The sequence below is a fragment of the Pseudomonas sp. rhizo66 genome, from assembly GCF_031931925.1.
Taxonomy (GTDB): Bacteria; Pseudomonadota; Gammaproteobacteria; order Pseudomonadales; family Pseudomonadaceae; genus Aquipseudomonas.
Genome location: NZ_JAUJWZ010000021.1, coordinates 24,405 through 48,356, shown reverse-complemented (window position 1 = coordinate 48,356; position 23,952 = coordinate 24,405). Strand labels below are relative to the sequence as shown.

Sequence of the window (23,952 nt, the reverse complement as noted above, 5' to 3'; positions counted from 1 at the left end):
TTTTATGCAAGCAAGATCAAAAGATCGCAGCCTTCGGCAGCTCCTACATGGGGCGGTGTAGGAGCTGCCGAAGGCTGCGATCTTTTGCTTTCAAGGCTTATCGGGTTTCGCCAGCAGGGTGTAAACGCAGGGCAGCACAAACAGCGTAAACAACGTGCCAATCGACATCCCCGTGGCAATCACCATGCCGATATCAAAACGGCTGACCGCACCCGCGCCCGTGGCGAGAATCAGCGGCACCATGCCAAACACCATCGCCGCTGTGGTCATCAACACCGGCCGCAAGCGAATCGCCGCCGCTTCCTCAACGGCTTCACGCGCCGTCAGGCCCTTGTCCTTACGCAACTGGTTGGCGAACTCGACGATCAGGATCCCATGCTTGCTGATCAGCCCGATCAGCGTCACCAACCCGACCTGGGTGTAGATGTTCATGCTCGACCAGCCAAGGAACAGCGGAATCAACGCGCCACAAATCGATAACGGCACCGTCACCAGAATCACCAGCGGATCGCGGAAACTCTCGAACTGCGCCGCCAGCACCAGAAAGATAATCGCCAGCGCCAGCGCAAAGGTTACCCACAAGGCGCTGCCTTCCTGGACGAACTGGCGTGAAGCGCCGCCGTAGTCGAAAGCAAATCCGGCTGGCGCTTCTTCGCGGGCGATCTGCAACACGGTGTCGATGGCTTCACCCATGCTCACCAACGGGAAACCGGAGATTTTCGCCGCGTTGAGTTGCTGGAACTGGTTGAGCTGGCGCGGTCGGGCGCGGTCGCTGACCTTGATCAGTGTCGACAGTGGCAGCAACTCACCCTGGGTGTTTTTCACGTAGTAATTGTTCAGCCAGTCCGGGTTGTCGCGATAGGGGCGCTCGACCTGAGCGATCACCTTGTAGCTGCGCCCTTCAATGGTGAAACGATTGATTTCCGCTTCGCCCAACAGGGTGGCGAGGGTGCCACCGAGGTCCTGCATCGATACGCCCATCTGCGCTGCTTTGGCGCGGTCGATGTCGACCACCACCTCGGGTTTGTCGAACGCCAGATCGAGGTCGACGAAGGCGAACTTGCCCGACTCCATGGCGCGTTTCTTGATCCGGTCGGCGACTTGCAACAGTAGTTCGTAGTCGTTGGCGGTGTTGACCACAAACTCGAACGGCAAGCCTTCGCCGGTGCCGGGCAGGGAAGGCAGGTTGAAACCGAAAATCTGCAGGCCCGGAATACCTTCCAGCTTGCCTTGCACCTCCGGGAGGATTTCCATTTGCGTACGACTGCGTTCGTTCCACGGCTTGAGCAGGAAGCCGCCGATGCCCGCCTGCACACCGTTGTAGCCGTTGATCTGGAACGACGAGTAGTACTCCGGAAACTCCTTGAAGATCTTGATGAATTCGTCGGTGTAGGTGCTCAGGTAATCGAGGTTGGTTGGCTGCGGCGCAGTGGCCATCATGAAAATGATGCCCTGATCTTCGTCCGGGGCCAGCTCCGATTTGGTGAACTTGAGGAACACCGGGATCAGGCACAATACGATCACCGCGAACACCAGCACCACCGGCCGCGTGTTCAGTGTGCCGTGCAGCATGCTTTGATAGCGGCGCTTGAGGCCATCGAAAATACGATCAAGGCGATGCGCCAGGCCGCTGGGGTTTTCCTCGTGGCGCAGCAAGAACGCGCACATCATCGGTGACAGGGTCAGGGCGACGATCCCGGAAATCACCACGGCGCCGGCCAGGGTCAACGCAAATTCCTTGAACAACGCCCCGGTCAGCCCGGTGAGAAAGCCGATCGGCGCATACACCGCCGCCAGGGTGATGGTCATCGACACCACCGGCATGGCGATTTCCCGTGCACCTTCCAGCGCCGCATCAAACGGCGTTTTGCCTTCCTCGATATGCCGGTGGATGTTTTCCACCACGACAATCGCATCGTCCACCACCAGACCGATGGCCAGCACCATTGCCAGCAGCGTCAGCAGGTTCATCGAGTAGCCCATCATCTGCATGAAGAACATCACGCCGATCATCGACAGCGGAATGGTCACCACCGGGATCACCACCGAACGCAATGCGCCGAGGAACAGGAACACCACAACGATGACGATCAGCACCGCTTCGAACAGGGTTTTCACCACTTCATCAATCGACGCCTGAATGAACAGCGTGGCGTCGTAGGCGATCTCGCTCTTGAGGTTCGGCGGCAGTTGCGCTTCCAGCTCCGGCATCAGCTTGCGCACTTCCTTGATCACATCCAGCGGGTTGGCGCCGGGGGTGGCCTTGATGCCGATGTATACCGATGGCGTGCCGCCGAACGAGCTGATCGAATCGTAGTTTTCTGCGCCCATTTCCACCCGAGCGACATCGCTGAGCAGCACGCGGCTGTCGCCACTGACCTTGAGCGGAATCGCCGCGAAGGCTTCGGCGGATTTCAGTTCGGTGTTGGCGTTGATGCTGGTGACCACGTACTCGCCTTTCACTTCGCCGGCAGCGGAGAGGAAGTTGTACTGGCGCACCGCGTTGGTCACATCGTTGGCGCTGAGGCCGAAACCGGCGAGCTTCACCGGGTCGAGCCACAGGCGCATGGCGAACACCTGATTGCCGAGAATTTCCGCCTCGGCCATGCCCGGCAGAGTCGCCAGTTTTGGCTGGATTACCCGTGACAGGTAGTCGGTGATCTGCGGGTTGCTCAGATCCTTGCTGAAGAAGCTGATGTACATCAGCGCCGAGGCGTCGGCGGACTCCTTGCTCAGCACCGGGTCTTCGGCGTCCTGCGGCAGCTTGTTTTTCACCTCGTTGGCCTTGGCCAGCAGTTCGGTGAACAAGCGGTCGGTGTTGGAACCGATGCGCGCGTAAATCGAAATCACCGAGAAATTCTGGCGACTGACCGAGGTCATGTAGTCGATGCCCTCGGCGCTGGCCAGGCTCTGCTGCATCGGCTGGGTGATGTAGCCCTGAATGGTTTCGGCGTTGGCCCCGGGATAAGCCGTAGTGACCGTGATCAGGGCGTTTTCCATTTGCGGGTATTGGCGCAGCGGCAACTTGCTCCAGGCTTGAAAGCCCAGCAGCACAATCAACAGGCTGACCACGGTGGCGAGCACCGGGCGGCGGATGAACGGATCGGTAAAAGCCATGGGAATTCCTTGATCAGTCGGCGCGGGGCGGACTGTTCTGCTCGCCGAGGGTCTTGTCGTCGCTGATGGCGATGTGAGCACCGTTGTCCAGTTTGATCTGGCCGGCCGTCACCACTTGTTCGCCGCTCTGCACGCCCTTGTTGATCATCACCAGGCCATCGCGGCGCTCACCGGTTTCGATGAAGCGGCGTTCGGCGATCAGCACCGGTTGGCCCTTGTCATCCTTTTCGACGCTGCCGTCCTCGGCTTTCTTCTGCCCGACCACGTAGATCGAGTTGCCGTAGAGGGTGTAGGTGATCGCACTCTCCGGCACGACGATGTGTTTCTGCGGATCGGGCAGCAACACCTCGAGGCTGGCGAACATGCCCGGGAGCAATTTGCCGTCCGGGTTGGCCAGCGTGGCGCGAACCAGAATGTTGCGCGTAGTGCTTTCGACGATCGGGTTGATCGCGCTGATCTTGCCGGCGAAGTTCTGCTTGGGATACGCGGCGACAGCGATCTGCACCGGCTGACCGATGGCCAGTTTAGGCACCGATTGTTCGGGCAGGTAGAAGTCGGCGTAGAGGCTGCTCAAGTCCTGCAGTGTGGCGATTTTGCTGCCGCTGGCGAGGTAGTCGCCGACGTCGACCTGACGGATGCCGATGGTGCCGCTGAACGGCGCGAGGATGCGTTTTTTCGCCAGCGAAGCGTTGAGCTGATTGACCGTGGCTTTGTTCTTTTGCAGCACGGCGGAGAGCCGGTCGTACTCGCCTTTGGAGATCGCGCGGCTGTCGACCAATTGCGCGCCACGGCCGAAGTCCAGTTGTGCCAGACCCAGATCAGCCTTGGCGGTTTCCAGCAGGGCGGTTTCGACGCCACTGTCGAGTTGCAGCAGCGGCTGCCCGGCCTTGACCTTCTGGCCGGATTCGAACTTGAGTTCGGTGACGGTGCCGGCCACTTCCAGGCTTAGCTCGACACCCTGCAGCGCCTTGAGAGAGCCAACGGTGGGCAAACGCATCTGCCACGGCTGTTCGGTGGCATTGGCCACGGCAACGCTGATCGGCGGTTTCGGCTTGGAAAAGCCCTGGATCATCGTGTAGATCGAAAAGGCTTTGTATCCGCCCAGCACCAGGACGATCAACAAAACAACACCCAACATGATCAGCATGCGGCGACGCAGCATATTTCCAGTTCCTTGGATAAATCAGGTGAGACAGGCGGGCACATTACTCCGAGTACAGGGGGGATTCCAACTGGCAGTTTTTACAGGAGGCGCAAAAAGATCGCAGTCCGCGGCAGCTCCTGAAGAGGAGTGCATTCCAATGTAGGAGCTGCCGCAGGCTGCGATCTTTTAAGGCTGTTTTACGCCATCAAGTGCAGATGGTTGTCCCAGAGCCCCGCCGGCAATTCCAGCGGCTTGGCCAACAGCTCATCCTGACGGCAATCGTAGTAACGGCAACGCCCTTGCCCGGAAGTCACGACAAAACCGTCCTTCACCGCACCGACGCCTGCGCAATCGGGCAATGGCGCGTCGAGGCGTACTTCGCCGCTGTCCAGATCCCAGATAAAGAAGCGATTGCCACGCGGCGCCGTCAGCGCGACCAGACGCAAATCGCTGTGCACGGCGACGCTGGCGGTGTAGTGCCCCATCGACTGCAACTGATGCTCCGGCACCGGGAATGCCACGAACGGTTGCCCCGGACGCTTGATCGCCAGCAGCTCCGAACGCTCATGGGAGGCGCCCATGAACTGCTGACCGGCGACGATGGTGCCGTCGCTGGCGATGCCCAAATGACGCACGCTGTTCATCTGCTGGGCGAGGGTTTCCTTGCTCAGCAGGGTGCCGTCGCGCTGCATCAAGACCAGGCTCGGCTCCATGGCATTGAGGTTCATGTCGACGCGGCTTTCCGCCTCGGTACGAATCCCGCCGTTGGCCACCACCAGCGTCTCGCCGTCAGGCATCCAGGAAACCTGATGCGGGCCGAGGCCATGGGTGGAAATCTCGCCCGTGTGTATCAGCCGCGCCCCTTCGAACTTGTACACGCCGAGCAAACCACGGCCAGGATCGGTGGTGTCGTTCTCGGTGGCGTACAGGTATTCGCCGTCCTTGTGCACCACGGCGTGGCCGTAGAAGTGCCGGTTCGGCTGCGAGGTTACCGTCTGCAGCAACTTACCGTCGCGCAGGTCGATCAGGTAACTCTCGGTGCCCGGGCGACGTGCGACGAACAGTGCAATCGGCTGCGTCGGATGGTTGATGATGTCGTGGCAGCGTTGGCCGACTTCGGTGGCGAACACCCGCGTGCCATCCAGCCGATAGCCGACGGCGTAGTGCTTGCCGTCGGTGTCGTCGCGCGCCGACAGCAACAGCGGGCTCTGATCCTTGCGTTTGAACAGCGTCCAGCCGCCCAGCGTCACTGCTCCCAGCAGTGCACTACCTAAAGTCAGCACCTGACGTCGCAGCATGGCACTTGCCCTCATCAGTCACCGTCGTTGGCGTTGAAGCCCAGTTGGATGCCCAGCGCCTTGGCCAGTTCGCCTTCGTGCAGGCGATGGACGACGTTGAGGCTGTCGTAGATGTCGTTCAGTTGCTGACGACCGGCGTCGTCTTCGAGCATATCGCCGAGCGAACGCTGAGTGCTGTCGAACAGTTTCAGCGAAGCGGCGTAGGCAGCGTCGATTTTGTCCGCCAGTGGCTTCTGCTCAGCCGGCAACAGAGCGCGCAGGCCTTTGTTGTCGACACCTTCCCAGACGGTTTTGGCAGCGGCGAGGCTGGCTTCCAGTGCGGTCAGCGAGGACTGGCTGCGCCAGGCATCGGCCTGGAACGGTTGAGGCACGCCTTTGCTCTGGCGGCCCATTGGCGTGCCGAGTTTTTTCTTCAGAGTGTCCAGTGCGGTGACCTGCACGCGCAGCAGATCGGCGATCGCTTCGTGGGAATCGGCGTAGCGCTGGTTGGGGAACTTGCTCATCTGCGCGAGCATGCCGTCGGTGTTGTTCCAGCTCTGCAGAATCTCTTCGGCCAGTTGCTTCTGCCGTTCGCCAATGGCGATCAACAGCGGGCAGTACTTGGCTTTCTGTTCGGCGTTGGCCACGTCAGGCTTGGCGTCGAACAGAATGTACTCGTAAGCCGACAGGCCTTGCACGACCACGCTCGACTTGGCCAGGGCGGCGGCGTCGATCTGCGGCTGGGCGACCACCAGTTGCTCGACCTGACGGCCAACCAGGTTCTTCTTGTCCGGCCAGAACTGCACTTGCCACGAACGATTGCCCTCGGCCAACGGACCGATCAGCAGCGGTTGCAGCTCGGCCCAGGCTTTCTGCGCATGCAGGAAGTCGGCGCGCGCGGTTTCCAGGGTTTCTTTGCCCTGGCAGTAGGCGAGGGCGCTGACCGCCAGTTGCTTGTCGGCTTCGACCCAACGGGTGTAGGTCGGCAGGATCACTGATTTGGCGATGGCTGCCGAGGTGACCGCTTGCGGATCCTGCGGCGAGCAGGCACCGAGGGCGAGCGCGGCAAGGCTGGTGAACAGTAGCTTGGGACGGAACATGTCGGGCTCCCGATTCTTTTTCAGTGTTTAAAGTGAGTTCAAGAACGCCAGCAGCGCGGCGCGCTGCTCGGCATTGAAAGACAAAACCTGTTGCTGTGCGGCTTGCGCTTCGCCGCCATGCCAGAGCACGGCCTCGAGCAGATTGCGGGCACGGCCATCATGCAAAAACTGGGTGTGTCCGCTGACCGCTTGCGTCAGGCCGATGCCCCACAACGGCGGGGTGCGCCAGTCGCGACCGGAGGCCTGGAATTCTGTGCGGTTGTCAGCCAGACCCTCGCCCATGTCGTGCAGCAGCAGATCGCTGTACGGGCGAATCACCTGATTGGCCAGTTCCGGTTCGGCTGCGTCGGCGGCGGTGTTGTATTTCGGTGTATGGCACGACTGGCAGCCGGCCTGGAAAAACAGGTTCTTGCCGGCCAGCACTTGAGGATCGTTGACGCCACGCCGCGCAGGTACCGCGAGGTTGCGGCTGTAGAACAGCACCAGACGCAGAATGTTGTCGCTGACTTCCGGCTCGCCATCCGGGCCGTTGCCGTTCGGTGCCTGTTTGCAGGCGGTTTGGGCGTCGGTGCAGTCATCGAAGGGGCGCAGGCTGGTGGTGAGGCCCATGTCACCGGAAAACGCGTGGACGTTCTGTTGATTGAGGTTCGGTTGTCCGGCTTTCCAGCCGAATCTGCCCATGACGGTCTTCTGCAACGCATCATCCCAGACCTGATTGGGACGGCCATTGATGCCTTTGTTGTCTTTGGCTTGCGCGGTGGCGTTGGCCAGAATCGCTTCTTCGGGGATCGCTTCGAGCAGGCCCAGACCAATCATCGGCGGGGCAACGCGGGCCGAGAAACGCGTGTCCGGGTGCATCGGGCCGTAGCCCAGTTGGGTGATCTGCAACACTGGCTTGCGCAATTCGACTTCGGTACCGTCCTTGAAACGCACGGGCACAGGCGTGTAATCGACGCGCACTTTGCCTTCGGGGGCTACGCCGGGCACGGCCATGTCCTGGAACTGGCCGCCGTAGACCGGCTCGGGCACTACGCCGACCTGCTCGATGAGTTTGGCGAATTGCGGCGCATCAGGGATCGACAGGCGCACCAGCATCGACACCGCGTTGGCGGCATCCGGCGTTGGCGGATGGCCGCGACCGTCCTTGATGTGGCAGTTCTGGCAGGCGTTGGTGTTGAACAGCGGGCCGAGACCATCGCGCGCAGTGGTGGTCGACGGTGCGATCACCCATGGGCTGCGGAAGAAACTGTTGCCGACACTGAAGTCCACTCGCCGTGACGGTGGCAGGTTGGCCGAGGGCAGGGAGAATGCGTTCTGATCGGTCTTGCGCACGGTCGCTGCACCGCCCGAACGTGCTTCACCCGGCTCAGCCTTGGTGAAACGCGGGGCGTCATCGCAGGCACTCAGGCCCAGGGCCAGCAACAGTGCGGACAAGCGAAGAGGCAGCGAGGGCATCAGACATCCTGCGGACGGGCGAAAATGAAGGCGCAAAGTCTAACAGGGCGAAGGAGTTTGAATAAGAGGAATTATCGTTTGCTTGATATCGCGCAAATCTGAAGAGCAATGCAAAACCCCTGTAGGAGCTGCCGAAGGCTGCGATCTTTTGATCTGTCTTTTTTAGAAGCAAAGTCAAAAGATCGCAGCCTTCGGCAGCTCCTACAATGGGCCGTGTAGGGCAGGCATGAAAAAGGCGACCCGAAGGTCGCCTTTTTTGAATCGGACGCTGTGATCAGAACTCGTGATCAGCGTTGTCCGGGTTCAGGTCGCTGATGCCCAGTTTGCCGGCGGCGGCTTCGATCGAACCGGTCTGCTTGACCAGCGATGCGATGGCGTCACGAACGATCTGGTTGCCCGCGGTGTTGCCGGCAGCGATCAACTGGTCGTAGTGCTCACCCTTGTTGGCGTGATCGACCATGACCTGGATCTTCGCTTCGGTAGCGGCCAGATCGGCTTTCAGTGCGGTGTCGGCAGCCGGGTCAGCCTTGGCCACCAGCGACGACAGGCTGGCGCCGGTCATCTTGGTGCCATCAACACGGGTGTACTCGCCCAGGTAGACATTACGAATGCCTTTGGCATCGTAGAAGTGCGAGTTGTGGGTGTTGTCGCTGAAGCAGTCCTGCTCGTCTTCAGGGGAGTTGGCTTCCAGGGAAACCTTCATGCGCTCGCCCGCCAGTTCACCCAGGGAGAGGCTGCCCATGCCGAAGAGCATTTTGCGCAGACCGCTTTCGCCCGGCTCGGCTTCCAGGGTGGCGCGGTAGTTGTCAGCCACGTTCGGCTTCCAGTTGCCGACCATTTCTTCCAGGTCGCTGACCAGCAGTTGGGTCACCGACTTCAGGTAGGCACGGCGACGATCGTTGTGACCGCCAGTGGCGCCGGCGCCTTCCAGGTAGTCCGACGCCGGACGGTTGCCGGCGCCAGGACCGGTGCCGTTGAGGTCCTGGCCCCAGAGCAGGAATTCGATCGCGTGGTAGCCGGTGGCGACGTTGGCTTCGGAACCGCCCAGCTCGTTGAGGCTGGCGAGTTTTTCCGGGGTGATGTCCTTGACGTCGACCTTGTCTTCGCCGACCTGAACTTCGGTGTTGGCGATGATGTTGGCAGTGGCGCCCGGGTTACCCAGTGCGTGCTCGTAGGATTTGTCGACGTAGTCGATCAGACCCTCGTCCAGTGGCCAGGCGTTAACCTGACCTTCCCAATCGTCGATGATGGTGTTGCCGAAGCGAAACACTTCACTCTGCAGGTACGGAACGCGCGCAGCGACCCATGCAGCCTTGGCGGCTTTCAGGGTGTCGGCGTTCGGCTTGGCGAGGAAGGCGTCGACGGCGGTCTGCAGGGTTTTCGCGGTGGATTCGGCATCACTGTAGACGGCGAAGACCATGTCGGCGTAGTGCGCGACCACAGCCTTGGCGGCGGCTTCGTCGACTTTACCGGCAGCGGCAGGCGCCGCCGCAGGTGCGGTGGTGCTGGCGGCTGGCGTCGGTGCGGCCGGAGCGGCGGCCTTGTCTTTGCCTTCGCCGCAACCGGCGAGGGAAATAGCGATGGCCAGCAGACTGGCGGTAGCCAGAGGCATACGAATCATGGCGAACATCCTGCTTCGGTAGTTGATTGGACTGGCGCGGGGGTGCGCAAAACTGCGACATAATGCAAATCTTTCGCATTATGTGTAAAGGGCGTACTTGGAAATATTTCTTATTCGCGCATCAGGAACAAAAGATCGCAGCCTGCGGCAGCTCCTGCATTTGAAATGCGTTCGTCTGTAGGAGCTGCCGCAGGCTGCGATCTTTTGACCTTCTAGAGAATGGCCGCGTTAGTGCGTTGTGCCTGTTTGAGATAGGCGCCCAGCTCGCGTGCCGGCAAGGGCTTGCTGTAGTGATAACCCTGACCTTCGTGGCAGCCTTCGGAGATGATGTAGCTTTCCTGCTCGGCGGTTTCCACGCCCTCGGCGATCACCTGCATGCCGAGGCTTTTGCCCAGTTGAATGATCGCGCGAACGATGGTCGCATCGTCGTCGTCATCGAGCAGATCCTGCACAAAGCTCTTGTCGATCTTGATCTTGTCCAGCGGCAGGCTTTTCAGATAGCTCAGGGATGAATAGCCGGTACCGAAGTCATCGATGGCGATCAGTGCGCCAGAGCGGCGCAGGCTGAGCAAGTGTTGCGCAGCGGTGCTGATATCTTCCATCAGGCCGGTTTCGGTGACTTCCAGTTCCAGGCTGCGCGGTGGCAGGCGGTACATCTGCAGCAGGTTGTTGACCACTCGCGGCAGCTCGGCGTGGTGCAACTGCACGGTGGAAAGGTTCACCGCCATGCGCAGATCGGCGAAGCCCTGATCGTGCCATTCGCGTAGTTGTTTGCAGGCCTGATCGAGCACCCATTCGCCGATGGCGATGATCGTGCCGTTCTGTTCGGCCAGCGGGATGAACAAGTCTGGCGGCACCAGACCGTGTTCCGGGTGCTGCCAGCGAATCAGCGCTTCGACGCCAACCACGCGGTGATCGCGGTAGCTGATCTGCGGCTGGTAGACGAGGTAGAACTGATCGCGGATCAGCGCGTCACGCAGGTCTTTTTCCAGCTCGCGACGGCGGCGCATCTCGCTGTCGACGCTGGCGATATAGAACTGATAACGGTTGCGCGAGCGAGTCTTGGCCAGGGTCATGGTCTGCTCGGCTTTCTGCAACAGCTTCTCGGTGCTGTCGCCATCCTCCGGGAACAGGGTGATGCCGATGGTCGCGCGCAGGCGGATTTCCTGATGGTCGAGGGCGAACGCCGCTTCCAGATCATCAAGGATGCTTTGCGCCAGTTCCGCTGCTTCGTAAGGTTGCTCGATATCCGCTTGCACCAGCGCGAACTGGTCACCGCCCAGGCGGGCGAGGGCGCCGAGTCGGCCGCTGTGGGCGCGCAGGCGATCGGCGAGTGCCAGCAACAATTGATCGCCGGTCTGATAACTGAACTGCTCGTTGATGCCTTTGAAATCATCCAGCCCCACGCACAACACCGCGACCCGGCGTTGCAGCTTGCCGGCGTCGACCAGAATCTTGTCCAGTTGCTGCTGGAGTTGCTGGCGGTTCGGCAGGCCGGTGAGGAAGTCGTACTGGGCCATGCGCAGCAGGCTGTTCTCTGCTTCGTGGCGCAGATGGGTGTTGCGTTCGATCGACTCAAGCAACTGGTTGGCGGTGTTGATCCAGATGCCGAGTTCGTTTTTCTCGTGACCCTTGATCTGCGGAATCTTGTGCTCGCTGGGGCGATCCGGGTTGATCTCGGTGAGGTGTTCGATAATCCGCGACAGCGGTTTGGTCAGCAGCCAGTGATAGACCAGATACAACACCAGGCCCATCGCCAGTGCGCGCAGAACCCCGGAAATGAAGATGATCACCGAACTGACGATAAACCCCTCGCCGTAGGTGGCGGTGTCGAGGGTGATGCTCAGGTCGCCGTAATACTCGCTGTACGGCCCGCGCCCCACCAACTGCGTGGTGAACGTGCGCTCCTGGCCGAGGATCAGGTCGGTCAGCCAGCGGCTGTTGGACTGCTTCAATTCGCGGGATTTCTGCGCGAGCATGGCTTCGTTGGGATGGCCGATGGAGGCCTGACGCACGGCATCGTCCTGGAACAGGCCTTCGATCACTTGCATGCCCATTTCCCGATCGAGGCTGTAAACCGCCTGGGTCGAGGGATCGCGGAACATGTCGAGGATGCGTTCGGCGTCGCCGGCAACGGCCTGGCGGGTTTTGTAGGCATCGAAAACGATCTGTGCGCAGCTCAAGACCACGCCGACGATCAATGCCGACAGGAGCACGACCCGGAGCAACTTCACCGACAAGCTGTTCTTGAGTTCCAGCTTCAAAGGGTTATTCCTTGTTCCGTGCGGGTAGCGTCAAGTTGCCATGAGTATTGGCAATCCCGAGTTGGCAGTCAAAGGGACAATCAGACCGGGGATGGTTTGCCCATGGCCTTGGCCGAAATGCGGCTGTCTGGAGTATTAGCCCTAATTTGTACTATGTCGGTAGTTTCGCCCCTCAACTTGAGCGGTTCGCAGCATTTTTTCCTCTTTTTGATGGTAGCCCGCGGTGGCATGTCGGCAAGCGGCCTGAGCTTACATTTGCTTGGGAGGCGCGTTTTGAATTCGGATGAGTTTCGCCGTAGCCGAATACGGCGGCGAAAAATCTTCGGTCGCGTCGATGCAATAGACCCCAGCAATAGGTCCTCAAGGTTGCGGGTGAGGGGAATGCTTGCGCAGCATTCGCCCAAGCGGGCCGATGCATCAAGAACTTTTCAATTCAGCACTGGGTCATCGATCGGCCGAGACTATTAATGTTGGGACACTGCAGAGATTAATCGATCAGTCGGCACTTCAGTGTGTACACAGCCTGTTGAATTGTGACTGCCGACGTCCTCAGAAAGCAAAAATACCCTGTGAGTGAGGGCTTTCACAGGGTATTAGGGATACCTAGAGCGCAGACGAGGTGTTTGATATGAGATCGCTACGGTTCAATGCTCATCTCGAAATTTTTTGGCCAGAATACCTAACTTGGTCATGACCTTTTCTACCTTGGCTTTGTCGTGACCGTTGGGAGCAAAAAAAGCTAGGATCATATAGTGATCTTCTTCCATGACACCTTGGACATACACAAGTGCTGCATCTAACTCAGGTAGATCTTTAGAACACTTTCGATAACATTGGGCCTTCCTCGGATCAAATGTCTGCGGAGGTAGCGCAATATGTATGTGCCGCAACTGACCTGACCGTGCCGCCGGAGGATGGCTATAAGGTTGATCACAGCCAAAATAATCAGCCAGCCTTAATCCTTTGCTCTCCATGCAGATACGAAAGTCTTGAAGAATTGACTTTTCTAGTGATGGGTAGTCTTTCAGGACGTCGTCGAAGAGTTCACCCCGAGTTTCGGGGTGAATGGAGACAATTACCGACATTTAACTGACTGACAGAATGAGTCGATCAGTCGAGCGCACCACCAGTGCTTTTAATGCATCCATATCAACATCGCTTTCGTAATACTCAGGCACTGCGGAGCGCTGGTTTACAATTGATGCATTTAGAGAAGCTGCGGACCTCGCTTTTGCGATAGATCTTAAAATTGATTTGCTTTCGGTTTTATAATCAGCGGAAATTTTATCATTTTTAAGAGTGCGCTCGGCGCATCGAAGATTGTCCGCAATCAAACTAAAGTGATTAATTTCAAATAAACTTTCTGGTGCGTCATTATGTGTCAGTATAAGTGTGTATTTTTCCAGCGCTGTTGTAAGTTCAGCGAGCTTTTTATTAATGGTGTCGGCCAACAATTGAACTTTAAGAGATTCTTCATCAATCGAAGCGTTCAAAGGTTGTGGTGGTTTTGGGCCAAGCATATCGTGTTCATAAGCAATACCAACGCAGACTGTCGCGATGGCTGCTGCGAGGGTAAGGCTTGCCCAAGTTCCTTTGGGTTGCATTACAGTTGTAGTCATAAATCCTCCTTGGACGACTCAGCGATCAAAGCAGATTTCACTTCGCGCATGCAGTCAAATTTGGATGCGAATTATCGGCATGTCAACCCTGTTGTCAACGGATAATGGCCGATTGACACTGAATCCAATGGGTGGAATGGCTAAGGATGACGTATCTCCGACAGTCGGTTAGCCGCAACAGTTCGCAGGAAAATATCAGGCCAAGAATTGTAAGTTATCGCGACTTCTCAGTGTAAGAGAATGCTTACAAGAGATGTAGATCTGCAGTTCCTTGTTGAGCAGCGCGCTCGACCGCTTGATCGAGTTGCGATGACCATTCTGCTTCTAGTCAGTGACACAGATCAGCGTCTGCTTGCTGCGGACGTTCTTCTTGTATATAGAGATTTTTAGGCGCGTTTTGCGGGAACTGTGTTTGCGAAAGAAAAGTTTTTTCTGGCATATGCCGTCGTTCAATACTGACCCGATTGTGGTGATCCCACACCAAAATCAAAACACCCTGTAAAGACATCGTCTCTACAGGGTGTCCGGGGCCAGCTCATAAACCCGGCAAAAGCCGGGTTTTTTGACTGGCGCGCAGCTTAAGCGGTGAAGGTTTTGCCTTCGAACTGCTCAGCAACGAACTTCCAGTTGACCAGGTTCCAGAACGCTTCGACATATTTAGGACGAACGTTGCGGTAGTCGATGTAGTAAGCGTGTTCCCAGACGTCGCAGGTCAGCAGCGGGGTGTCGCCGCTGGTCAGCGGGTTGCCGGCGCCGATGGTGCTGGCCAGGGCCAGGGAACCGTCAGCCTTTTTCACCAGCCAGCCCCAGCCGGAACCGAAGGTGCCGATCGAGGTTTTGCTGAACTCTTCCTTGAACTTGTCGAACGAACCGAAAGCAGCGTTGATGGCTTCTGCCAGTGCGCCGGTTGGTTGACCGCCGGCGTTTGGCGCCAGGCAGTTCCAGTAGAAAGTGTGGTTCCAGACCTGAGCGGCGTTGTTGAAGATACCGCCCGAGGAAGTCTTGACGATTTCTTCCAGGGTCTTGCCTTCGAACTCGGTGCCTGGCACCAGGTTGTTCAGGTTCACGACATAGGTGTTGTGGTGCTTGTCGTGGTGGTATTCCAGGGTTTCCTTGGAAATGTGCGGCTGCAGGGCATCGTGTGCGTAAGGCAGCGGCGGCAATTCGAAAGCCATGATGATTCTCCTAATCAGGTCTGTTGCGGTGAGCGCAAGGCCGATCACGGGCGGCCAGAAATGCACCGGCGAGTTTTTACTCTTTGCGGCGCAGGGTTTCGATCATAGCACCGGGGTTGCGCCATAACCACGCAACAACTGTGTGGGATAGAGGTTCCAGAGCCTTTTGGAATAAATCAGGATGCCAATATCAATTGCCCCGCGACCGTGAACATCATCAACGCCACCACCAGATCGAGGATCCGCCAGGTACTCGGACGGGCCAGCCACGGTGCCAACCAGGCAGCGCCCAATGCCAAGGTGAAAAACCACAGCAGTGAAGCACTCGCCGCGCCCACTACATAAGCGCCCGGCACCGATTGCTGCGCGCCGAGAGAACCGATCAGCAACACCGTATCCAAGTAAACGTGCGGGTTGAGCAGCGTCACCGCCAAAGCGCTGAGCATCACCGCGCGCAGGGAGCGCACGGTCTGATTCTCGCCTTGACCCATGCTTTGTTTCGAGCAGGCCCGACGCAACGCCTGGCTGCCGTACCAGATCAAAAATGTCGCACCGCCCCAACGGGCAATCGCCAGCAGCGTCGGGTTCTGCGCCAGAATCGTCGCCAGGCCGAATACCCCGGCCGCCACCAGCAGCGCATCGCAGACCACGCACAACGCTGCCACCGGCAAATGATGTTCACGGCGCAAACTCTGCGCCAACACAAACGCATTCTGCGTGCCGATGGCCATGATCAGCCCGAAGGCCACCAGAAGGCCGTTCACATAGCTTTGCCACATAACATTCACTCCGCGTTGGCTGCGAGATCGCGCAGCACTTGGATGGCGCGTTCGGCGTCGGCCTGGCCGACAAACAAATGGTCGTGGTAGTAGCCGGCGATCACGTTGCAACTGATCCCGGCCTTGCCCAGTGCCGTGGCGAAAGCGGCGGTGAGGCCAACGGCTTCCAGCGCCGAATGCACGTTCAAGGTGATCCACGCGGCGACGTAATCGAAACTGAGGCCGGCCTGTTCGGCGTGGGAACGTTCGAGAATCACCGTCAAGCCTTCCTGTTCGCGGAAGCTGCCGACAACCTCCAGACCGCTTGGCAACACACCGTCGCGCAGGGTGCAAAACACGTATTCGCCGGCGTTGAGTTGCGGGCTCATGCTGCGCAACAAGGTTGTGAGAGAGGTTTCGCCAGCCATGAGGGTGATCCTTGAGAAAGAGTGCTTGCTGGCTATTCTCCGGGCGAAACCTGTATAAGAAAAACCAATAGTGCTGATCGCTCATTAGGAAAACTGATGTTCGACTATAAATTGCTCTCCGCTCTGGCCGCCGTGGTCGAGCAGGCAGGATTTGAACGCGCCGCGCAGGTGCTGGGCTTGTCGCAGTCGGCGATCTCGCAGCGGATCAAACTGCTTGAAGCGCGGGTCGGCCAGCCGGTGTTGATTCGCGGCACGCCGCCGTCGCCGACCGAGATTGGCCGGCGCCTGCTCAACCATGTGCAGCAGGTGCGTTTGCTTGAGCGGGACTTGCAAACCCTGGTGCCGGCGCTGGACGAAGAGGGTCTGCCGGAGCGTTTGCGCATCGCGCTGAATGCCGACAGCCTCGCCACGTGGTGGGCCGAAGCGGTTGGCGACTTTTGTGCCGAACAACATTTGCTGCTCGATCTGATCGTCGAAGATCAGACGGTCGGCCTCAAACGCATGCGCGCCGGTGAAGTGGCCGCGTGTCTTTGCGCCAGCGAGCGACCGGTGGCCGGCGCGCGCAGTGTGTTGCTCGGCGCGATGCGCTATCGCGCGCTGGCCAGCCCGGCGTTCATTGAACGGCATTTTCCCGATGGCGTACGCGCCGAACAATTGCCGCGCACGCCAGCGCTGGTGTTCGGGCCGGACGATTTCCTGCAGCATCGCTACCTCGCCTCGTTGGGCGTCGATGGCGGTTTCGAGCACCATCTGTGCCCGTCCTCGGAAGGTTTTATCCGCTTGACCGAAGCCGGACTCGGCTGGGGCCTGGTGCCGGAACTGCAAGTGCGCGATCAATTGCAACGCGGGTTATTGCGCGAACTGTTGCCAGATAAACCGATCGACGTGCCGTTGTACTGGCATCATTGGCGCAATGGCGGTCAGCTGCTGGGCTTGCTGACTGAGCAATTGGTGCGTTCATCGGCGCAATGGCTGGTGGCTTGAAAGCAGCTGTGAGCGTCAAGCTGCAAGCGGCAAGACAAGCGCTGCGCACCGTTTTAACTTGCAGCTGGGGGCTTGAAGTTCGTAGCTGCTTTTCTGTTGGAGTTTTGCATGAAAATTCTGGTCACCGGCGCAAGCGGCTTCATTGGCGGACGCTTTGCGCGTTTCGCCCTGGAGCAAGGCCTGGACGTGCGGGTCAACGGTCGCCGGGCCGAGAGCGTCGAACATCTGGTGCGCCGTGGTGCCGAATTTGTCCCCGGCGATCTGACTGATCCTGATCTGGTCCGCGAGCTGTGTTCCGATGTTGAAGCCGTGGTGCATTGCGCGGGCGCCGTCGGGCTGTGGGGGCGCTATCAGGACTTTCATCAGGGCAATGTGCAGGTCACGGAAAACGTCGTCGAAGCCTGCCTGAAGCAGCGCGTTCGGCGTTTGGTACATCTTTCCTCGCCATCGATCTATTTCGATGGTCGCGATCATCTCAATCTGACTGAAGAGCAGGTGCCCAAGCGCTTCAAGCATCCCTACGCCGCGACCAAGTACCTGGCCGAGCAAAAGGTCTTCGGCGCGCAGGAGTTCGGCCTCGAAACCATCGCCCTGCGCCCGCGCTTCGTCACCGGCGCTGGCGACATGAGTATCTTCCCTCGCCTGCTCAACATGCAGCGCAAAGGCCGTCTGGCGATCATCGGCAATGGCTTGAACAAAGTCGATTTCACCAGCGTGCAGAACCTCAACGAAGCGATGCTCAGCAGTTTGCTGGCCGCCGGCTCCGCGCTGGGTAAGGCTTACAACATCAGCAACGGCGTGCCGGTGCCGCTGTGGGATGTGGTCAATTACGTGATGCGCAAGATGGAAGTGCCGCAAGTCACCCAATATCGCTCGTATGGTCTGGCCTACAGCGTCGCGGCGCTCAACGAGGGCGCCTGCAAGCTCTGGCCGGGGCGTCCGGAGCCAACCTTGTCGCGGCTGGGCATGCAGGTGATGAAAAAAAATTTCACCCTCGACATCAGCCGTGCCCGGCATTATCTGGACTACGATCCGAAAGTCAGCCTGTGGTCGGCGCTGGATGAGTTCTGCGCCTGGTGGAAAGCTCAGAACATTCGTTGAAACGATTCGGCCGGGCGGCAATGAACCGCTCCGCAGGTTGGGGGTCAATCCCTGCGGCTGCGGCGGTTATACTTCACAGCATTTAGCCATCACCGCGTTTCACAAAGGTTGCCTCAATGTCCATGCGTAATGATGCCCACGACGATTTCGATGATGTCCCGAGCCTGCGTGCCGACACCTTCGACGACGATGACATTCCGACCACCGCCCGCACCTCCGTGCACTCGCGCACGCCGCCGGTGGTCAAGGTCAAGGCGGCCAGCACCGGTCCGTTGTGGGCTTTGGTCGGCGCACTGTTTTTCGCCTTCATCGGCCTGGCCTGGTGGAGCTTTCAGCAGATTTCGCTGATGGAACAGCAACTGGTCGCCACTCAGGAAAGCTTCGCGCGCATCAGTGAGGAAGCCGCCGGACGCTTGCAGGACATTTCCGGCAAGGTTGTCGCCAGCCAGTCCAACGTTACCAGCGACAGCGAAGCCCTTAAGCTGCAAATCAAGCAACTTGAAGGCAAGCTGCTCGATCAGAGCAAACAGCAGCAAGGCGTCGCGGGGCAAGCCATTGATCTGGACAAGCGTCTGGCGCAGATGACTGCGCAGACCACCGAACAACAGAACGCCAACACTCAGTTGCAGGCACAGGTCAAAGCCTTGAGCGCGGAACTGGCGACGCTGAAAAACACACCGGCCGACACCAGCAAGGTCGACACGCAATTGAAGGCCTTTGACGCGCAGTTCAAAAGCCTCGGCGCTGATATCGCGGCGTTGAAGAAGCAGGGCAATCCTAGCGCGGCAATCGATCGCCTCGAACAGGAAATCGTCGTATTGAAAAGCGAGCAGGACAACCGCCCGGCAGCCCCGCAGGGTGGCGGTAATACCGCTGAGTTCGATGCGTTCCGTGGGCAGATGACCCGCAACATCAATACGCTGCAGGCGCAGATCCAGAACCTGCAGCAGCAGATCAACGCCCGCCCATAGCGAAAAACAGGGTTCTTTGCGTCGACAGAGAACCCTGTGGCGAGGGGATATCCTTTGTCACAGGGGGGCTCTGTAATCCCCTGCATCATTCTGAATACTCGTACATCACCCCAAGCCGTCTACGCTCTTGAAACACCAACAAGAACGAGGGATGCGCTATGGGGTTTTTGCATAAAGTGGCCTGGCTCGGCGTGATGTTACTGGCTGGTTTCGGCCAGGCCAGCGCCGCTACTACCGCCAAGGATGACAGTCAGGCCGCCATTGCTTTGCTGGAAAAAGCCCTGGCTTATTACCACGACAACGGCGACAAGGCGTTCGCTGCGTTCAGCCGGCAGGGCGAGTTCGTCGACAAGGATCGCTACGTTTTCGTGGTCGACACCAAAGGTGTGATGCTCGCCAGCGGCGGGCCTTCGTCGGCGTTGATCGGTCGTGACGTCAGTGAAGTACTCGGCCCGGATCTGCAGAAAACCTTCAAGGACGCGTTGAAAGTGCCGGAAGGCAATGGCATCCAGCAGGCCGAATACCGTTGGCAGAACTGGTCCGACGGCAAGGTCGAGCGCAAGCACGTGTATTACCAGCGCATCGGCCAGCGGATTCTGGCGGTGGGGTACTACTTGCCGCGAGCATCGGCGGAGCAGGCCAAAGCACTGCTGGACAAAGCGGCCAGCGATTTGGGCAAAGACGAGAAAGGCACACTCACCGCGATCAATTCGCTCAAGGGTGGCTACTTGCAGGATGACCTGTATGTGTTTGTGGTCGATCTGAACACCCAGCGCTACGTTGCCCACGGCACCAATCTGCGCTTGATCAACACCGACTTCGGCAAGGTCAAGGACCCAGAAGGCAAACCGGTGGGCGAGCCGATTCTGGCGCTGATCGGCAAGCAGGATGAGGGCGAATATGAATACCGCTGGAAGAACCCGGTAACCGGCAAGGTCGAGGACAAGCATGCCTACCTGAAGAAAGCCGGGCATTTCCTCGTTGCAGTCGGTTACTACAGCCCTTGAAGATCAAAAGATCGCAGCCTTCGGTTATTTGGCGCCGTGCTCACGCCCGCGCAGCAGGTTGTTCGGCATGGCAATCGCCGCCGCCAGCCCGAGCAACGACACTGCAGCACTCACCCACAACAAATGCCGGAATGTCACCAGCAGTTCCGCACGCAAGGCGTTCTGCGCATCCCCTGGCGCGGCGTTCAAACCATCGAGCAGGACGTTGCCCGAATGCCCTTCGCTCATCAGCGAACTGCTCGCCAACTGGGCGAAACTGGAATCCTGCAACAATGCCAGCAACAGCGCCGACATCAACGCCACACCCACTGCACCGCCGAGAGAGCGAAACAGGTTGGTGGTGCTGGTGGCCACGCCGATGTCGCGTTGCTCCACCGAATTCTGCGTGCCGACCAGCGAAGTCGGGAACTGCATGCCGCTGGAAATACCGCAGAGCAACATGAACAGACCACTGACCAGCGTCGCCTCGGGCGGGCTGAACGCCATGCCGACTATCGCGACCGGCATCAGCATCGCGCCGGTCAGAATCTGCGGTTTGTAACGCCCGGTGATCGACGTACGCCGGCCCGCGAAGAACGCACCAATCGGCAGCCCCATCGCCAGCGGGAGCAAGTGCAATGCAGCGCTGTCAGCACCGGCGCCGGTGACGCTCTGAAAGCGCAGCGGCATCAGCACGATCAACGAAATCGCCTGGAAACTGGTGAAAAAAATCGTGCACCAGCACAGCAGGGCGTTGCGATTGGCAAACAGGTGCATCGGCAGCAACGGCTCCCGCGCCCGGCGTTCGTGCCAGACAAACAGCGCCAACACCACCACTGCACACGCGAACAGACCGAGCACTTCACTGCTGCGCCACGAATGGCCCTGACCCACCTGAGTGATTCCCAGCAGCAGGGCGGTCAGGCCGATGATCATCAGCAGCGTGCCGAGGTAGTCGATGATCGGTTTGCGCTGCGGAATCGGCAGGCCACGCAGATTGCGCCGCGCCACCCACCAGGCACCGAGGCCCAGCGGCAGGTTGATCAGAAATACCCAGCGCCATGACAGGTACTCGGTCATGTAACCACCGAGTACCGGGCCGGCGACACTGGCCACCGCGTACATGCTGCTGAAGTAACCCTGATAACGCCCGCGTTCACGCGGCGGCACGATGTCGCCGATGATCGCCTGACTCACCGAGATCATCCCGCCGGCACCGATACCCTGAAGGATCCGCGCCAGCACCAGTTGCTCCATGCTTTGCGCCATGCCGCAAAACAGTGAGGCAAGGGTGAACAGGCCCATACCGAACAGCATCAGTTTGCGCCGCCCATACAAGTCGCCAAGCTTGCCGTAGATCGGCACGGCCACCGTCATCGCGACCATGTATCCGGAAATCACCCAGGCCAGCAGGCTGACGTCCTTGAACTGAGCCGAGATGGCCGGCATCGACACGGCGACGATGGTCTGGTCGAGCGCGCCGAGAAAGATCGCCATCATCAGCGCGACCAGCACGCTGCGAATGGCCGGTTTGGGCGTTTCGGGGTGATTGAGATTGGTCACGGGCGAGCCTGCGGGCAGTGATGAACCCGCGCGGCCATTGCGCGCGGGTGGATGCTCGCCAGTGTAAGTCGGTAGCAGGCTATTCGATAGCCTCATAAGGAAGTCCGACGTAATTTTCTGCAATGGTTTTTCGCCCTGCCTCTGAACTGACAAAGTAGTCCAGTTCCGAGGCGCTGATGCGCTGGCTGAAAGCGTCGTGATCATCGAAGCGGTGCAGCATCGAGGTCATCCACCAGGAAAAGCGCTCGGCTTTCCACACGCGGCGCAGGCAGATTTCCGAGTACTTCGCCAGCAGATCGGTGCGGCCGTCGCGGTAAACCTTCAGCAGAATATTGAACAACGTGCTGACATCGCTGGCGGCCAGATTCAAACCCTTGGCGCCGGTCGGCGGGACGATATGCGCAGCGTCGCCGACCAGAAACATCCGCCCGTACTGCATCGGCTCGACGACAAAACTGCGCAGCGGCGCGATGCTTTTTTCGATCGACGGGCCGGTGACCAGCTTCTCGGCAAGCGCCACCGGCAGGCGATTTTTCAACTCGTCCCAGAAGCGCTGATCGCTCCAGTCGTCGACGTTTTCATCCGCCGGCACTTGCAGGTAATAGCGGGTGCGGGTCGCCGAACGCATGCTGCACAAGGCGAAGCCGCGTTCATGGCGGGCGTAGACCAACTCGTCATGCACTGGCGGCGTGTCGGCGAGAATGCCCAGCCAGCCAAACGGATAAACCCGCTCGAAGACATTCAGGCAATCGGCCGGAATCGACTGCCGCGCGACACCGTGGAAACCGTCGCAACCGGCGATGTAATCGCAATCGACGCGCCAGGTTTCGCCGTCCTTCTCGAAAGTGATAAACGCTTCGTCGCTTTTCATGCCGTGAGGAACGACCTGGCTCGCCTGGTAAATCGTTGGCGCGCCAGCCTCCCGACGAGCGGCCATCAGGTCACGGGTAACTTCGGTCTGACCGTAGATCATCACGCTCTTGCCGCCGGTCAGCGCGTGCAGATCGATGTGCACCTGACGCCCGTCCAGGGCCAGATCGAAACCGCCATGCACCAGCCCTTCGGCGTCCATGCGCTGACTCACGCCAGCCTGACGCAACAGCTCTACCATGCCTTGTTCAAGCACCCCGGCGCGGATGCGGCCGAGGACATAATCGGGCGTCTGGCGTTCGAGGATGAGGGTGTCGATGCCAGCGTTGTGCAGCAACTGGCCGAGGAGCAATCCGGATGGACCGGCGCCGATAATGGCGACTTGGGTTTTCAGCGTTTTCATTGTTTTTATGGCTCGCAAGCTTCACGCGACAAGCGCCGGTGAATGTTTTTTATGGATCGAGTGCTTGCATTTTTCCCTTGCGGGTCTGTCAATTGAAGGTGAAAACTGAGCCGATACCTGTACATTCTGCCAATCGGTGCGATTATCGCCCACAACCCCGAGGCCTGGATTGAAGTGATGAACAAGCCTGAGCTGCCTTCGATTCCAGTGTTCAAGCTCTACGGTGAAAGCCTGGACTGGCCGACCCCTGACTTGCTGCACTGTGAAACCATTTCCTCCCGCAGTCGCGAACATGAGTGGGAAATCAAACCCCACCGCCATGCTGATTTATGCCAGTTGCTCTTCGTCTTCAAAGGTCAGGCAGAGCTTGAGATCGAAGGGCAGCGCACGCAACTCCAGACCCCGGCGATTCAAGTGCTGCCACCGCTATCGGTGCATGGCTTTCGTTTTTCCGAAGACGTCGAAGGGTTCATCGTTACCCTCGCCACACCGCTGATCAATCACTTGCAGGCGCAACTGGGCGATTCGGTGCACGCGCTGGCCAGCGCGCAAAACTACCCGGCAGGCAACGACGGTGATTACCTCAACAGCCTGTTTTCGGCGTTGCAGGCCGAGTACAACGGCCACCAACCGGCGCGGGAAATGCTCATGCATTCGCTGGTCAGCGTGATCATGGTCTGGGTCAGCCGGCAGGCGATCGTGCGGCACAAAGCCAGTCAGCGGCCGCAGCGTCAGCGCGAATACCTCAATGGCTTTATTCAGTTGGTCGAGGAGACTTATCGCCAGCACGTCAAGGTTGAAGACCTCGCGCATCGGCTGGGGATTTCGGTATCGCACCTCAACGGCACATGCCGTGAACTGGCGGGGCAGCCGGCGCTGCAGATCATGCACGAGCGTCAGTTGCTGGAGGCCAAGCGCTTGCTGACCTACACCAGCATGACGATTTACGAGATGTCGGAGTTGTTGGGGTTTTCCGATCCGACCAACTTCACGCGTTTGTTCCGGCGCCGGGTGGGGATTTCACCGAAGGCTTTCCGCGACCGTCTGAAGGCCGAACAGTAGTTTCATAAACACCACAAAAACCTGTGGGAGCTGGCAAGCCAGCTCCCACAGGTA

19 protein-coding genes are annotated in these 23,952 nt (G+C 59.1%); 5 read left to right on the top strand and 14 right to left on the bottom strand.

Features of this window, described 5'->3' with window-relative positions; genetic code table 11:
• Positions 1-90 precede the first annotated feature (90 nt).
• The 12 genes from QZR14_RS23035 to QZR14_RS22980 form a co-directional block, all read right to left on the bottom strand.
• A complete protein-coding gene (locus QZR14_RS23035) occupies positions 91-3,117 on the bottom strand; it encodes a multidrug efflux RND transporter permease subunit (RefSeq protein ID WP_250606367.1) in 3,027 nt (1,008 codons plus the stop codon).
• 13 nt (positions 3,118-3,130) lie between these two features.
• Entirely contained in the window at positions 3,131-4,279 is a 1,149-nt protein-coding gene (locus QZR14_RS23030) for an efflux RND transporter periplasmic adaptor subunit (RefSeq protein ID WP_311997834.1), read from the bottom strand.
• A 179-nt stretch (positions 4,280-4,458) separates the two neighbouring features.
• Positions 4,459-5,559: a DUF1513 domain-containing protein gene (locus tag QZR14_RS23025; protein ID WP_250606368.1), complete on the bottom strand. Its 1,101-nt coding sequence runs from the start codon at positions 5,557-5,559 to the stop codon at positions 4,459-4,461.
• Between the two features lie 14 nt (positions 5,560-5,573).
• On the bottom strand, positions 5,574-6,638 hold the full coding sequence (locus QZR14_RS23020) for an imelysin family protein (RefSeq protein WP_250606369.1): 1,065 nt from the start codon (positions 6,636-6,638) through the stop codon (positions 5,574-5,576).
• A 27-nt stretch (positions 6,639-6,665) separates the two neighbouring features.
• The gene (locus QZR14_RS23015) at positions 6,666-8,093 is read right to left on the bottom strand and encodes a di-heme oxidoreductase family protein (RefSeq protein ID WP_311997833.1); all 1,428 of its coding nucleotides are present in this window, start codon (positions 8,091-8,093) and stop codon (positions 6,666-6,668) included.
• Between the two features lie 274 nt (positions 8,094-8,367).
• On the bottom strand, positions 8,368-9,714 hold the full coding sequence (locus tag QZR14_RS23010) for an imelysin family protein (protein ID WP_016986681.1): 1,347 nt from the start codon (positions 9,712-9,714) through the stop codon (positions 8,368-8,370).
• A gap of 212 nt (positions 9,715-9,926) precedes the next feature.
• A complete protein-coding gene (locus QZR14_RS23005) occupies positions 9,927-11,978 on the bottom strand; it encodes a putative bifunctional diguanylate cyclase/phosphodiesterase (protein ID WP_311997832.1) in 2,052 nt (683 codons plus the stop codon).
• A gap of 644 nt (positions 11,979-12,622) precedes the next feature.
• The gene (locus tag QZR14_RS23000; RefSeq protein WP_250606372.1) at positions 12,623-13,063 is read right to left on the bottom strand and encodes a type II toxin-antitoxin system YafO family toxin; all 441 of its coding nucleotides are present in this window, start codon (positions 13,061-13,063) and stop codon (positions 12,623-12,625) included.
• The gene (locus tag QZR14_RS22995) at positions 13,064-13,597 is read right to left on the bottom strand and encodes a hypothetical protein (RefSeq protein ID WP_311997831.1); all 534 of its coding nucleotides are present in this window, start codon (positions 13,595-13,597) and stop codon (positions 13,064-13,066) included.
• A gap of 578 nt (positions 13,598-14,175) precedes the next feature.
• Positions 14,176-14,772: a superoxide dismutase gene (locus tag QZR14_RS22990; protein ID WP_007918933.1), complete on the bottom strand. Its 597-nt coding sequence runs from the start codon at positions 14,770-14,772 to the stop codon at positions 14,176-14,178.
• 176 nt (positions 14,773-14,948) lie between these two features.
• Positions 14,949-15,551 (bottom strand): LysE/ArgO family amino acid transporter, encoded by a 603-nt coding sequence (locus tag QZR14_RS22985; RefSeq protein ID WP_250606374.1) that lies wholly within the window; start codon positions 15,549-15,551, stop codon positions 14,949-14,951.
• A gap of 5 nt (positions 15,552-15,556) precedes the next feature.
• Positions 15,557-15,958, bottom strand: coding sequence for an ACT domain-containing protein (locus tag QZR14_RS22980; RefSeq protein WP_250606375.1), 402 nt, complete (start codon positions 15,956-15,958; stop codon positions 15,557-15,559).
• Positions 15,959-16,054: 96 nt separating this feature from the next.
• On the opposite strand from QZR14_RS22980, the gene QZR14_RS22975 reads away from it, so the two are divergent.
• The 4 genes from QZR14_RS22975 to QZR14_RS22960 all read left to right on the top strand — a co-directional run bounded on the left by QZR14_RS22975 (position 16,055) and on the right by QZR14_RS22960 (position 20,021).
• Complete coding sequence (locus QZR14_RS22975) at positions 16,055-16,942, top strand: LysR family transcriptional regulator ArgP (RefSeq protein WP_311997830.1); 888 nt, start codon at positions 16,055-16,057, stop codon at positions 16,940-16,942.
• 108 nt (positions 16,943-17,050) lie between these two features.
• Complete coding sequence (locus QZR14_RS22970; protein WP_311997829.1) at positions 17,051-18,043, top strand: NAD-dependent epimerase/dehydratase family protein; 993 nt, start codon at positions 17,051-17,053, stop codon at positions 18,041-18,043.
• A gap of 116 nt (positions 18,044-18,159) precedes the next feature.
• Complete coding sequence (locus QZR14_RS22965; RefSeq protein WP_311997828.1) at positions 18,160-19,014, top strand: ATPase; 855 nt, start codon at positions 18,160-18,162, stop codon at positions 19,012-19,014.
• A 158-nt stretch (positions 19,015-19,172) separates the two neighbouring features.
• Positions 19,173-20,021, top strand: a complete 849-nt coding sequence (locus QZR14_RS22960) for a cache domain-containing protein (protein ID WP_250606379.1) — start codon at positions 19,173-19,175, stop codon at positions 20,019-20,021.
• Positions 20,022-20,045: 24 nt separating this feature from the next.
• Here the strand turns inward: QZR14_RS22960 and QZR14_RS22955 are convergent, their stop codons facing one another.
• Positions 20,046-21,563, bottom strand: a complete 1,518-nt coding sequence (locus QZR14_RS22955; protein ID WP_311997827.1) for an MDR family MFS transporter — start codon at positions 21,561-21,563, stop codon at positions 20,046-20,048.
• Between the two features lie 79 nt (positions 21,564-21,642).
• A complete protein-coding gene (gene pobA / locus QZR14_RS22950) occupies positions 21,643-22,836 on the bottom strand; it encodes a 4-hydroxybenzoate 3-monooxygenase (RefSeq protein WP_311997826.1) in 1,194 nt (397 codons plus the stop codon).
• Between the two features lie 177 nt (positions 22,837-23,013).
• Between pobA and QZR14_RS22945 the strand changes: the two genes are divergently transcribed.
• Positions 23,014-23,898, top strand: a complete 885-nt coding sequence (locus tag QZR14_RS22945; RefSeq protein WP_250606382.1) for a helix-turn-helix domain-containing protein — start codon at positions 23,014-23,016, stop codon at positions 23,896-23,898.
• Positions 23,899-23,952: the final 54 nt, after the last annotated feature.

Coding starts and splice junctions, on each gene's coding strand:
- QZR14_RS23035 (WP_250606367.1), bottom strand. CDS start 3,117: ATGGCTTTTACCGATCCGTTCATCCGCCGCCCGGTGCTCGCCACCGTG.
- QZR14_RS23030 (WP_311997834.1), bottom strand. CDS start 4,279: ATGCTGCGTCGCCGCATGCTGATCATGTTGGGTGTTGTTTTGTTGATC.
- QZR14_RS23025 (WP_250606368.1), bottom strand. CDS start 5,559: ATGCTGCGACGTCAGGTGCTGACTTTAGGTAGTGCACTGCTGGGAGCA.
- QZR14_RS23020 (WP_250606369.1), bottom strand. CDS start 6,638: ATGTTCCGTCCCAAGCTACTGTTCACCAGCCTTGCCGCGCTCGCCCTC.
- QZR14_RS23015 (WP_311997833.1), bottom strand. CDS start 8,093: ATGCCCTCGCTGCCTCTTCGCTTGTCCGCACTGTTGCTGGCCCTGGGC.
- QZR14_RS23010 (WP_016986681.1), bottom strand. CDS start 9,714: ATGATTCGTATGCCTCTGGCTACCGCCAGTCTGCTGGCCATCGCTATT.
- QZR14_RS23000 (WP_250606372.1), bottom strand. CDS start 13,063: ATGTCGGTAATTGTCTCCATTCACCCCGAAACTCGGGGTGAACTCTTC.
- QZR14_RS22995 (WP_311997831.1), bottom strand. CDS start 13,597: ATGACTACAACTGTAATGCAACCCAAAGGAACTTGGGCAAGCCTTACC.
- QZR14_RS22990 (WP_007918933.1), bottom strand. CDS start 14,772: ATGGCTTTCGAATTGCCGCCGCTGCCTTACGCACACGATGCCCTGCAG.
- QZR14_RS22985 (WP_250606374.1), bottom strand. CDS start 15,551: ATGTGGCAAAGCTATGTGAACGGCCTTCTGGTGGCCTTCGGGCTGATC.
- QZR14_RS22980 (WP_250606375.1), bottom strand. CDS start 15,958: ATGGCTGGCGAAACCTCTCTCACAACCTTGTTGCGCAGCATGAGCCCG.
- QZR14_RS22975 (WP_311997830.1), top strand. CDS start 16,055: ATGTTCGACTATAAATTGCTCTCCGCTCTGGCCGCCGTGGTCGAGCAG.
- QZR14_RS22970 (WP_311997829.1), top strand. CDS start 17,051: ATGAAAATTCTGGTCACCGGCGCAAGCGGCTTCATTGGCGGACGCTTT.
- QZR14_RS22965 (WP_311997828.1), top strand. CDS start 18,160: ATGTCCATGCGTAATGATGCCCACGACGATTTCGATGATGTCCCGAGC.
- QZR14_RS22960 (WP_250606379.1), top strand. CDS start 19,173: ATGGGGTTTTTGCATAAAGTGGCCTGGCTCGGCGTGATGTTACTGGCT.
- pobA (WP_311997826.1), bottom strand. CDS start 22,836: ATGAAAACGCTGAAAACCCAAGTCGCCATTATCGGCGCCGGTCCATCC.
- QZR14_RS22945 (WP_250606382.1), top strand. CDS start 23,014: ATGAACAAGCCTGAGCTGCCTTCGATTCCAGTGTTCAAGCTCTACGGT.